Source organism: Roseibium sp., from assembly GCF_051016195.1.
Taxonomy (GTDB): domain Bacteria; phylum Pseudomonadota; class Alphaproteobacteria; order Rhizobiales; family Stappiaceae; genus Roseibium.
Map to the genome: position 1 here is coordinate 2,702,654 of NZ_CP134616.1, position 11,658 is coordinate 2,714,311.

General features: G+C 58.7%; 12 protein-coding genes. 4 read left to right on the forward strand and 8 right to left on the reverse strand.

Annotated features, from left to right (window positions below; all coding sequences use genetic code 11):
* Positions 1 to 13 precede the first annotated feature (13 nt).
* The 8 genes from RDA78_RS12505 to RDA78_RS12540 form a co-directional block, all read right to left on the reverse strand.
* Positions 14 to 289: an amphi-Trp domain-containing protein gene (locus RDA78_RS12505; protein WP_434055632.1), complete on the reverse strand. Its 276-nt coding sequence runs from the start codon at positions 287 to 289 to the stop codon at positions 14 to 16.
* Positions 289 to 1,635 (reverse strand): metallophosphoesterase, encoded by a 1,347-nt coding sequence (locus RDA78_RS12510; protein ID WP_434055633.1) that lies wholly within the window; start codon positions 1,633 to 1,635, stop codon positions 289 to 291. The genes RDA78_RS12505 and RDA78_RS12510 overlap by 1 nt, the downstream gene beginning before the upstream one ends.
* Before the next feature lie 21 nt (positions 1,636 to 1,656).
* On the reverse strand, positions 1,657 to 2,358 hold the full coding sequence (locus RDA78_RS12515) for a histidine phosphatase family protein (protein ID WP_434055634.1): 702 nt from the start codon (positions 2,356 to 2,358) through the stop codon (positions 1,657 to 1,659).
* Positions 2,355 to 3,455 carry an HprK-related kinase B gene (locus RDA78_RS12520; RefSeq protein ID WP_434055635.1) on the reverse strand — a complete coding sequence of 367 codons (1,101 nt, stop codon included), beginning with the start codon at positions 3,453 to 3,455 and terminating at the stop codon, positions 2,355 to 2,357. The genes RDA78_RS12515 and RDA78_RS12520 overlap by 4 nt, the downstream gene beginning before the upstream one ends.
* Complete coding sequence (locus RDA78_RS12525; RefSeq protein WP_434055636.1) at positions 3,452 to 4,342, reverse strand: GAK system ATP-grasp enzyme; 891 nt, start codon at positions 4,340 to 4,342, stop codon at positions 3,452 to 3,454. Before RDA78_RS12525 ends, RDA78_RS12520 begins: the two co-directional genes overlap by 4 nt.
* The gene (locus RDA78_RS12530) at positions 4,335 to 5,969 is read right to left on the reverse strand and encodes a phosphotransferase (protein WP_434055637.1); all 1,635 of its coding nucleotides are present in this window, start codon (positions 5,967 to 5,969) and stop codon (positions 4,335 to 4,337) included. The genes RDA78_RS12525 and RDA78_RS12530 overlap by 8 nt, the downstream gene beginning before the upstream one ends.
* Complete coding sequence (locus tag RDA78_RS12535; protein WP_434055638.1) at positions 5,962 to 6,336, reverse strand: NUDIX domain-containing protein; 375 nt, start codon at positions 6,334 to 6,336, stop codon at positions 5,962 to 5,964. The genes RDA78_RS12530 and RDA78_RS12535 overlap by 8 nt, the downstream gene beginning before the upstream one ends.
* Positions 6,337 to 6,648: 312 nt before the next feature.
* Positions 6,649 to 7,518, reverse strand: coding sequence for a MurR/RpiR family transcriptional regulator (locus RDA78_RS12540; RefSeq protein ID WP_434055639.1), 870 nt, complete (start codon positions 7,516 to 7,518; stop codon positions 6,649 to 6,651).
* A 148-nt stretch (positions 7,519 to 7,666) separates the two neighbouring features.
* Between RDA78_RS12540 and RDA78_RS12545 the strand changes: the two genes are divergently transcribed.
* From RDA78_RS12545 to RDA78_RS12560, 4 genes are all read left to right on the forward strand, one after another.
* Entirely contained in the window at positions 7,667 to 8,476 is an 810-nt protein-coding gene (locus RDA78_RS12545) for an N-formylglutamate amidohydrolase (RefSeq protein WP_434055640.1), read from the forward strand.
* On the forward strand, positions 8,469 to 9,065 hold the full coding sequence (locus tag RDA78_RS12550) for a TRAP transporter small permease subunit (RefSeq protein ID WP_434055641.1): 597 nt from the start codon (positions 8,469 to 8,471) through the stop codon (positions 9,063 to 9,065). Before RDA78_RS12545 ends, RDA78_RS12550 begins: the two co-directional genes overlap by 8 nt.
* Positions 9,065 to 10,405, forward strand: coding sequence for a TRAP transporter large permease (locus tag RDA78_RS12555; protein WP_434055642.1), 1,341 nt, complete (start codon positions 9,065 to 9,067; stop codon positions 10,403 to 10,405). Before RDA78_RS12550 ends, RDA78_RS12555 begins: the two co-directional genes overlap by 1 nt.
* A 118-nt stretch (positions 10,406 to 10,523) precedes the next feature.
* Positions 10,524 to 11,573, forward strand: coding sequence for a TRAP transporter substrate-binding protein (locus RDA78_RS12560; protein ID WP_434055643.1), 1,050 nt, complete (start codon positions 10,524 to 10,526; stop codon positions 11,571 to 11,573).
* Positions 11,574 to 11,658 lie beyond the last annotated feature (85 nt).

An 11,658-nucleotide genomic window follows, 5' to 3' on the forward strand; every position in this document is an offset into this window, starting at 1 on the left:
CGGGCGGGTGCAACTACCCGCCCTTCACCTTGAGTTTGCCGCCGTCTTTCTTCTCCTGGATGTCGTTCGTCCAGCTTATACGCATGTCCAGCCGGGACTGACCGTCCTCGTTCGTGGCGGTGACGCGCAGGTTCATCAGGCCGTGCGGTTCCAGGGTGATGTCGCCCGTATCGTCGCCAAACTCGATCTCGCCCTTGGAAATGCCGCGTTTCAGCGCGTCCAGCATTTTCAGGATGGACTTTTTGTCCTGCAGGGATTGATGCCGGAAACGGCCCTTTCGTTCCATCATCAGGTCAGTCCGTGTTGCTTGAGGAACCGGTGCGGGTCGAAAAGCTTGGCATGCGGGTAATCACAGCTGATGCCGATGATGTTGCCATCCGGATGAATGATCGTTGCTCCCGTTCCAATACCGTGCAGACCTTCTGACCTTCTTGAATGCCGGTCAAGGGTAACGTCGGCTTCCAGATGCAGCAGGCCTTGCTTTGTCTTGAGTTCCTGACCCCGGTGACGGTTGACGTGTCCGTGGACCAGCATCTTCACCCCGGCAAGGTGAAGGTTCTCAACACCCCGTTCCGTCAGCGGATGATCGATGTCCCGGTACTTGGTGCGCATCAGGTTGGCGACCGTTCCGGAATAGAAAACAAACGGATCCTTCCTGCTTTCCCTGCGAAAGCGCCGGTTCACATGCGCGATGCCTTTCCCGGAAATCAGGGCCGCCATGCTGTCGTCTATCCCGGCGTGCACGAAGAGCAGGGACCCGCTTTGATGGACCGCTTTCATGCTCTGAAAAAACCAGGCGTAAGGACCGGCCGGATCAATGAAAAGATCGCGGCATGTCAGGGCGGCAGCGTAGAGCTGGCGGATTGAGAGGCCGGCTTCCCCGGCGTGGTCGGCGAATTTCTCGGTCTTTTTCTTCAAGCGGCGCATTTCCTTGCGGACTGCTGCCTCGTTCAGATAGCGACCGGCCATCGCGGGAAAGTTCTTCGTCCACTTCTTGCCCGGGATCATGAGCCGAAGGCACGTCCTCTCGTCCGGCAACCCGGGTTCCAGCCTCTCCCAGTCGACATGCCTGTCAAAGACCTCCCGCAACAGCGGCAGAACCTTCTTGCCCATGCGCACGAACATGTGGGCGTTGAGCGAACCCCGTTTGACCGTGAGGGATTGCAGCCCGAGGTAAAGGCGGAGATCGTGATTGCCGGCCAGCAGCACGACGTCCGGCCCGGCTTTTATCAGCGCTGCAAGGCAGTCCAGCAGTTCAAGATTGCTCGGCCCCTTGTCGAGACAGTCACCACCGATGATGATCTGACAGCTTCTGCCGAAAGTCGTCAATTTGAAGTCATTCAGGTTCGGGCCGCTGCGCAAAATCACGCGCGCGGCGACAAGGGATCTGAGCAGGCTTTCCGCGTCGGCGTGCAGGTCCGATATGAACACGACCGGCTTGTCCGGCCAGTCCCAGGGACCAAGCGCGTTCACCTTCGTGAGGCTGTTGGCAAGATCAGGATTGCGGCCGTCTGCAACCACGCGGCCCGGATTGGCATCCAGGGGCCAGGGAATGCAGCTTTCCGGGATGCCGAGATCTACGGCCGTGCCAGGCGCGATCGGCGGGAGGAGCGGTATCGGAGGACTGTTGGTCATATCTGGTGTCCAGCGTTCACGTCAGTCGAGAGCGGTATCAAGCAGCTGGCGTTGTTTCCAGCTGCCGCAGTGGTGATGCCAGGTTCCCTCTTGGGTGCGTTTCAGCACAACGGGTCTGGCGTGATGCATGCTGAGGCGGCGAATATCCTCAAATTCCAGAACGCCGAGATGATGTGCAGCGTGCCGCAGGGATGCACCGTGCCCGACAAAGATCCGGGCATTCGGTCCGGACGCTTCGGATAACCTGTCCATGTGCAACGACAGGCAATCGGCAACGCGAGCCCCAGCCTCCATCAGGCTTTCCGCACCTTGCGCCGGTAGAGTGTAGTGGCTGTCGGATTTCCAGTTTTCCGGCGGCCTTCCATATCTGGGGTCCTGCGCCAGGATGTCCTCGATCTCGGAAGCCGTCAGGTTGGCAAAGGCACCGACACTGCGCTCTGCGAGCGTTTCATCTTCAAGAGTTTGGAAGGGATGGCCGGCGGCAGCAGCCAGTTCGGCCGCCAGAGTTGCCGCCGTCTGCCAGGCCCGTTGCTGGCGCGAGCAAACAATCACCGGATCAAAGCGCCAACCTTCGGCTTCAGCCAAACCGGCGAGCTCCTTTGCAGTTGCCGCTGCCTGCCTCAATCCCGTTTCCGTCAGGCCATAGGGCTGGAGGGCGCTCGGCGCACCGGGCTTTTGATGATAGGCGCCGTGGCGCAGCAGGATGGCAAAGCGTTCGCTCATTTATGACCGCCCAGAAGCTCTGTGCCGGCGTCAAACAGCACGTCGAAATCGATCTGTCCGGTGATCTCCCAGGTCTGGACACCGTCCAGTGCCGCGATGTATGCGCTCGCGTCCAGAGGCGTTTTGTCGGTCCAGAACGGGCCTTCCTTCGTTTGATAAAACGGTCCCGGGCTCTTCATGATGGCGGAAAGAAGGTCCCTTCTCTCCGGGAGGTCGACCTTGTCAACCGCGGTCGGTTTGTGGCTGTCGCGCGACCAGTTCAGGACCCAGAAATCGGTGATCCGCGCATCGTGTGAAATGCGGCCCGGCCCGTATATGTCATCGATGAAGAGGTCGTATTTTTCCTCCAGATGCCAGAGTTCGTCCCGCTCCATGTTCCTGAGTTCTTCTTCGCGCTCCTCGTCGATGAGCCCTGCGAGGCGGGAATTGGTGACGATCGTGCCCGGATTGATGCGCGGTAGCTTCGGGATGCCGAGCGCCTGGGTGCCGGTTTCCGCTCTGCGAACGAGCAGCCGGTCATTGGTCACGTATTGGGTGCCTGCCACTTCCATCAGCCGCAGCATTGTCGTCGACTTGCCGCCGCCGGACAGGCCCGAAATCGCCAAACCTTTGCCGGCTGTCCGGACAGCGGCAGCGTGACAGGCAACCCAGTCCTCGCGCTGAAACCTGTTGAGGATCTGGGTGTTGATGAAGTTGATGACCTGGTTGGGATAATCCCCGGTCGGCCCGAAAGCGACCGCCCAGGCGAGCGATTGAAGGAACTGCACGCCGGTGCGGATTTTGAGGACCAGGCGTCCATCGGCGAGATCGGCAATCGCGTCCTTGCGCCCCGTCTTGCCGGGCTCGCGCGCCCAGTCGGCAAACTCGACGTCAAAAGGAAGCTCCGCCTCACTCAGGACATGGATCGTAAGGTCCGGATCCGCCGGCTCGGTGATGACGTGCTGAAAGTACCTGAGGAGTTCAGCCAGAAGTGCCGGTGAGGTACACCGGACTTCGATCACAAACCCACCGACACTGAGGCAGACGGGATCTGACGCCCTTGTCGCAAGCTCGGGCTTGAGCGCATCAACGACATCTTGCACCGAGATCCCGCTCATCGGAGCACCTTCGCAATCACGTGTTCGGCGTAAAGGCTTGCTGCATCAATCGATGCACCTTCAAGCGCGCCCCTGAAGCCGCCGAACGCGGAGACCTCGAAGACGATGGGGCCGTTGTCCGTCAGACCGATATCGACTGTGGTGAAGTCGAGCCCGAAAGGAGCCTGGGCACGCCTGGCGAGGCCGATCAGATCTTCATCCGCGTGGAAGGGTTCGTATTTTCCGCCGTGAAGGATTGTCGTGTTCCAGCTATCCGTCTGGGCGACCCGGGCGTAGGTGCCGAGGTATTTCCCGCCCAGGAACACCATGCCCAGGTCCCGCCCGGAAAGGTTGACCTTTTCCTGGAGATACATCACCGGGTTTTCGGCCCTGAAAGCCGAGATGCTGCTCTTGAGCGCGTCTTCTCCCGAAGCGGCGTCCATCAGCGTCATGCCGCGTGCCTTTGTCGAGAACAGCGGCTTGAACACGGCACTGCCAAAACGCTGAACCGCCGCGAAGGCCTCCGTTTCGCTTTCCGTCACGCAGGTGGCCGGCATCCGGATGCCCGCATTGGCCAGGGTGACGGTGCAGCTCAGGCGGTTGACCAGCCTCAGGATCGAAGTGGTTCTGGAAAACACCCTGACACCCGCGCTTTCGGCAATGCGCAACATTTCAATCCGGTCGAGGGTGGCCGGACTATACTCCTGGCTGATCTTCTTGATCACCAGTCCATCGAGATCGCAAAGGTTCCGGTCTGCAGCCTTCAGGGTCCGCGTCTCCAGATCGAGCGAAACATCCCCCATGTCGATCACGGCCCGAAAGCCGGTTCTTTCCTCCAGTGCATCTGCGAGCACTTCGGTCGACCACTTTCCGGGGATCCCGATGACGCCGATTTTCAGGTCAGTCAATGAAGATCTCCTTCACGGGAAGCCGGAACCTGGCTTCTTCACCCGGCGGACATGCGATGGTTCGTTCGATCAGATAGCGCGCCCTGAGCCACATGCGCCGCGCGTGCTGCTTGTCAAAGATGAAACGGGTGGAACTGGCGAAGGATCGTGCCAGCCCGAGCGAAAGGCGAAACTCGAACGTGTCGTCACCCTGCTTGCGGGCAAAGGCCTTCGCCGATTTGTACAATGCCAACGATGCCTGCATGATCCGATGACGGGTTTCGCGGTCGACGACCTTCAACCTGTAATTCGACACCATGAACACCGAGACGTCCTGGACGTAGTCCATGTAGCGCGACCGGTGCAGGTCGATGAAGTGGACACGGTTCTCGCCCTGGTCGTAGATGATGTTGTCGACGTTGAAATCGCCGTGGATATAGACGGAAAAGGGCGCGGAAACCGCAACTTCCCGCCGAGCGGCTTCTTCGACGATACTGTCCAGCGAAAGAAGTTTCTGCCCGGCAAACCGGATCGGCGTGTCCTTGAATTCCGGATGTACCCGGTGGACCGCCGGCAGACGCTTGCCGAGCTGCTGCATGCTGCCGAGTTCGGCCGGCTTGTTCGTTTTCGTCTGTTTCCAGACATCCTTCAATGTCCGGGAGAGACAGGCGAGCGCCCTTTCGCAGTGTTCGGCCGGCTCGTTCAGGAAGATGTGCTCAAAGGTCATGCCCGGCAGATGTTCGATCAACAAGGCGGCCGATTGGTCGCGCTTCTCATAGGACAGGATCTTCGGCGCCAGCCCCGGGTAAATTGCATGCCAGCTTTTGACGCCTTCGCGTTCTTCCTTCACCTTGCTCTTTTCGCCGTCCTTGAACACTGCGGCAACTTCTTCCGTTTTCCTGTCCTTGATCGCGGAAATGGAGCTGCCCGACCGGGTTTCGGCCATCGTTTCGATCTTTAGTCCGCTGCCGTTGGTGTTCAGATCAGACGTCAGGCTCTGCAGCGCAAAGTACCGTTCAAGATTGACGGCCTGGCCGATATTGGCGGAAATCACGGCTTCGCCGATCGACTTCAATGACTCGCCCATTCTCTGAAATTCATTGGCGACCAGAAGGCTGTTCGCAATGTCCGCAGGCCGGAGCTTGGGATCACGCATGTTCCGCGTATAAATCTTGAACAGTTTCCGGTATTCGCCCTCGATCTTCTTCTGCAGTTCGCCGATCTCGATCGCCTGTTCACTGTCATTGCCAAGAAGTGCCGCTTCAATCTTGCCGACACCCTTGCGGACAAGCCGGATCATGGCCGGATAACGTTCCGGCACCAGCGTCTCGAACGTATCGATCTGTTCCACGTGGCTCAGCGACAGACGCGCGAGATTAGCAATGCGTTGGAGATCGGTCGCTATGAATTCCATGCTGCGAAGCGTCAGGTGCTTCCGATTGCCCGTCTTTGTATTCGACAGATGCTGGATGCAGGCGGCGTGGATGCGAGACTTGAGATTATGCGCATAGCCCGCGCGGTCCATAATGCGCCTGGCATGCGTGAGGGTCGGCGTCTTGAAGAACGCTTCAAGCTGTAGCAGTTGGCCGTCAATCTCCGCGCACAGAAAATGGAGATTTTCCCGGATGGTTTTGGGCACGTTAGTCATTGAATGGTCCGAGATAGACTTCGGCGTCCCGCGTACAGCCAAGTGAAAACAGTTTTGTGACATATACCGGACGCAGATGCCGCGCGTCCTCATCGGTTATCCAGCGCGTCGCTATCTGGTGCGGATCAGGCGCGGGTCCAAGTGCGGGAACATATGCTTCCGGAACACTGCATTCGAACACGAAGTCGAGCTGGTGCTGGCGCTCCGCACCGGCCGACTTTTCCCGATATATTTCAGCGATATGCAGCAGTTTCAACACAGAGACATCCGCCCCGATCTCTTCCCTGCACTCCCGTTTCAGGGCCGTGACGAGATCCTCGCCCGGCTCCTGCTTTCCACCTGGCAGGGTAAAGTACCTTCCTTTCACAGGGTGTTGTTTTTCCTGAACCAATAAATTTTGCCCGCTCAGGATAAAGGCCCGCGGCGTAGACCGGATACCTGGTCTGAAAACGGGGTGATTCGGGTTGTCTTGAGCAGCTATCGCTCCATCCCCCTCTTGCCGCATCGAGGTTCCGGGAGCGTCGAAGCGGCGGTTCGATGCCGCAATCGGCGCTGATCGCCGAGCGTGCAGGCCGAGTATATGTGAATCGCGCCTGAAGGGTCGCGTCAGCCCATCGAATGTTGTGAAAAACCGCTCCCGGGTGACAACTTTTGCTGAAGCCGCGGTCCACGCCGGGCGTCAGATATCGGGCCCCGACGACCGGCTCTCCGTTGTCGGGTCGACCTCGTTTCTCAACGTTTCCAGTGCGCGCATCCGTTCCTGGGCGCGCTGTTGGTTCTCGCGGGTGACACCGGCGATCAGGATTTCGGAGATCGCCATCAGCGCAAGCGAGGAGTCCCAGGGGGAGGGCACCGCAACCCGTGCAGGCAGTACGAAGCTGGCGATGCGGCCAACGGGCGACATCCAGCTGTCGGTCACCAGCGCCACGGTTGCCCCCTGCCTGGCGGCGGCCTCGGCAAACTGGATGATCCCGGTCTGGTAGCGGCGAATGTCGAAAATCAGGACCACGTCGCGCGGTCCCATACCCAGCAGCTGATCCAGCCAGTTTCCCTGTTGGCCGGCAATGTGATTGACGCCTGAGCGCACGATCCTGAGATGTGCAGCCGTGTAGCGGGCGAGCCCGTCGGTGAAGCGGCCACCGATCAGATGGATCGTTCGCTTCTCGTCCGACAGAAGCCTGATCAGCCCATCCAGTTCACCCTTGGGGAGATTTTCGAAGGTTTCCCGAACGTTCTCAAGGAGCTGAGAAACATGGGGGTCGCCGTCTTGCGCAGCTTCAAGCGTCGCACTGCGGGCAAGCGGTGAGTTCAACTGGCTTTCCAGTTCGCTGCGAAGCTTTTTCTGGAATTCCGAAAAGCCTGGAAATCCGAGACGGCCGATGAAACGGAGAATGGTCGGTGAGCTGACGCCTGCGGCTTCCGCAAACTGCGCAACGGTCCCCAGACCCTGGACGGGATAGTTTGCCATCAGCGCGTGCGCCGCCTTTTTTTCGGTAGCCGTGAATTCGTCGAGACGGTCTCGAATGTCTTCCAGGAGTGGGCGTTCCATGGGTCTGGCCTGCTTTTGTCCGCTTATGGTTATTTTCATTTGACAGCGGCACCAATCTTCGTATCAAATATTACAGAAATTAGTTTAGGCGGCAATCCTGTAATAAACATTACAAACCTGATCAGCAGGTTTTCAAGGGGAACGGGGAATGGGTGCAAGCCCTGACAACGGCGTGAATATGGGGGCCGTGGCAATTGAAAACGCCGAAGGCGAAGGCGCGTTCGTCTTCGTTTGCGACCATGCCTCGAATTATTTCCCACCTCCCTACGACCGGTGCCTTGGAGTTTCGGAAACGGAAAAGTCCGCACATATCTCCTGGGATCCGGGTGCGCTGGGTGTTGCGAAAGGGCTGTCTGACAGGCTCGACTCACCACTGGTGCACACCACGATTTCGCGTCTGATCATTGATTGCAATCGCGACGAGGACCGGGATGACCTCATTCCAAGCTTGAGCGAGACCACGGAGATTTCCGGGAACCGGAATTTGCCGGAAACCGAAAGGTCCTTCCGTCTTGATCTTGTCCACCGCCCGTTTCACAAGGCGATCGACGAGGTGATAGGGGCGCGGCGAGAGCGCGGACTCGCCACCGCCGTGGTGTCCGTCCATTCTTTCACACCCGTCTACAAGGGGCAGGCCCGGCCCTGGGAGATCGGGCTGATTTCAGACAAGGACAGAAGTCTTGCAGAGCCGGTTCTGGCCGGTCTGGAAACGCACGGCGACCTGACGGTCGGTGACAACGAGCCCTATGCGCCTTCTGACGGTGTCTATTACACGATCCACCGGCATGGTGAAGACCGGCAACTGCCCTGTCTGATGATCGAGATCCGGAACGATGAGATCACGACACCGGACGAGGAAACGCATTGGGCGGATCTCCTGGCGCCTCTGCTGGCCGAGGCGGTGCACGCCGGCGCGCCTGCAGACGCATGCGTTGCAACGGGAGGCGCCGATGCTTAAGGCGGCGCGCGTCTATGTCCGTATCGTCGACGGGTTCAATCGCGGCCTGGGCAAGGTCATCATGTGGGGCGTCTTCGTGATGGCCGCAATTCTGCTCTGGTCCTCCATGTCCAAGACCTTCTTCTCGCCGTCTCTGTGGACCCTGGAAGTCGCTCAGTTCGCAATGGTCGCTTACTACGTCCTGGGCGGGCCCTATTCGATCCAGCTGGGATCGAATGTCCGGATGGATCTCCTGTATGCGGAGTGGAGCGACAAGAAAAAAGCCTGGTTCGATGCCTTCACCGTTTTGCTTCTGCTGTTCTATCTCGGTGTACTTCTTTACGGCGCGTTGAATTCCTTTGCCTATTCACTGGGCCACTTCACGCAGGAACCGTTCACTTTCTACAAGGACCTGATCCTGGCTTTCCTGACGGGCGGCCCCGGTGCTGCAAACGAGGTGCTCGGGTTCGTTGAACGGAGCCCGACCGCGTGGCGGCCTTATATCTGGCCTGTCAAACTGATCATGATCATCGGGTTCTTCCTGATGCTTCTTCAGGTGTTTGCCGAGTTCCTCAAGGATATCGCCCGCATCAAGGGAGAGACGATCTGATGTCGTATGAGATGATCGCTCTTCTCATGTTCTCGTCGATGATGCTGATGCTGCTGACAGGTCAGCGGGTGTTCGGCGCGATTGGTGGAATCGCTTCCATCGCTGCGATCCTCCTGTGGGGGACCGGCGGCGGCGACATACCTTTTTCGGCGGCGATGAAGCTGATGAAATGGTATCCGCTGCTGACCCTGCCGATGTTCATATTCATGGGCTACGTGCTGTCGGAAACCAAGATCGCCGACGATCTCTACAAGATGTTCCATGTCTGGATGGGACCGGTCAACGGTGGCCTCGCGATCGGGACGATCTTGCTGATGGTGCTGATCTCGGCCATGAACGGTCTGTCCGTTGCCGGGATGGCTATCGGGGCGACCATCGCGCTGCCGGAACTGCTCAAACGAAAATACGACAAGCGCATGGTCACGGGGGTGATCCAGGCCGGGTCGTCGCTGGGGATCCTTGTGCCGCCCTCGGTCGTGCTCGTGCTTTACGCCATGATCGCGAGGGCGCCCGTCGGGCAGCTTTGGCTTGCGGGCGCCGTGCCCGGACTGATGATGGCAGCTCTGTTTGTTATCTACATCGCGATCAGATGCCGCATCCAGCCGGAGCTCGGTCCGGCAATATCGGAAGAAGAACGCGACGCGTCCGGGGAAAACAAATACGTCCTTCTGCTTGCCGGTCTTTTGCCGCTCTTCATCTTTGCCGTCATGATGGTGCCCTTCGTGATGGGAAAGACCAGCCTTGTTGAAGCTTCGGCGGTCGGTGCTCTCACCGCGTTGCTCGCGTCGATCATCAAACGGCGGATGACGTGGGATATCCTGATCCTGTGCCTGAGGAATACGCTCGGGATATCCTGCATGTTCATGTGGATCATCCTGGCAGCGCTCGGGTTCGGTGCTGTCTTCGACGGGCTCGGTGCGGTGAAAGCCATCGAGAACCTGTTCACCGAACAGCTTGGCCTGTCACCCTGGATGATTCTGATCCTGATGCAGCTGTCGTTCCTGGTCATGGGTACATTCCTGGACGATACGGCAATGCTGGTCATCGTGGCCCCGCTCTATGTGCCGCTTGTGGGCTCTCTGGATCTCGGCATGCCGCGCGGAGACATTCTGATCTGGTATGGCGTGCTCTACACGATCACGACCCAGATCGCCTACATGACACCGCCGTTCGGTTACAATCTCTTCCTGATGCGGGCAATGGCGCCAAAGGATATCACTCTGCGGGACATTTACGGCTCGATCACTCCATTCGTCCTGGTGATGGTTCTGGCGCTGGCACTGGTCATGCTTTTCCCGCAGATCGCGCTTTGGTTGCCAAACCTGGTCTACGGAAAATGAAAACGGGAAACTGGACAATAAGGATAAGATCCGGAGGAAACGGATTGTTGGCAGCGGTATCAAGCGGATCTGAAAGGTCCGGCCGCATGGATTGTAAACTCAAAAAGGGGAACATGAGATGACTAACAGACGTAATTTTCTGAAGAATGCAGGTTTGGGAACAGCAGCTGCTGCGGGAGCCACGACGCTGGCTGCGCCTGCGGTGCTGGCGCAGGAGCCGATCAAGTGGCGTCTGCAGACCTATGCGGGCGGTGCGCTTGGTGAGCACGTGACGAAGCCAATGGTCGACTACGTCAACAACGCCTCCAATGGCGAGTTGCAGATCGAACTGTTCTATGCTGACCAGATCGTTCCGACGGGCGAATTGTTCCAGGCCCTCCAGCGCGGCACCATCGATGCCGTTCACTCCGATGACGATTCCATGGCATCGCCCACCCCGTTGCGTCAATTCGGCGGGTACTTCCCGTTCGCGACGAAGCACATCCTGGACGTGCCTGTGCTGTTCAACCAGTACGGTCTCGCCGACATCTGGCGGTCGGAATACGAAAAGGTTGGCGTTTCGTGGATTTCCGCTGCGGGTCAGGATCCCTGCAACTTCAACACCAAGAAGGAAATCAAGTCGGTCGCGGATCTCGAGGGGCTCAAGCTCTATACCTTCCCGACGGCTGGCCGCTTCCTGTCCAAGTTCGGCGTTGTGCCGGTTTCCATCCCCTATGAGGATGCCGAGGTTGCAGTCCAGACCGGCGAACTCGACGGGATGGCATGGTCCGGTATCACGGAAGACTACACGGTCGGTTGGGCAGACGTGACGGACTACTTCCTGACCAACAACATTTCCGGTGCCTGGATCGGTTCCTGGTTCGTCAACCAGAAGCGCTGGGCTGACCTGCCGGACCACTTGAAGCAGCTGGTGCTGGCAGCCACCGAAGCCGGTCACACATACCGGAACCAGTGGTACTGGGGTGGTGAAGCCCGTCTTCGTGCAACAGGTGACAAGCTGCAACTTCGCACCGTTCCGGCGGCCGAATGGGCCGAGGTTGAAAACGCCGCGAAGGATTTCTGGAAAGAGATCGCAGCAGAAGGCGAGTTGCAGGCCAAGATCATCTCGATCTTTGAGGAATACAACTCCGTGATCAACCAGGCTGGACCTCCTTACAACTTCGGTTGAGGTCCCAAACGATCAGTCCCGGGGATAGGTTCCCCGGGACTGTCAAATTCATTGCCGATGACCTGAAAACATGAACTTGCGGAAC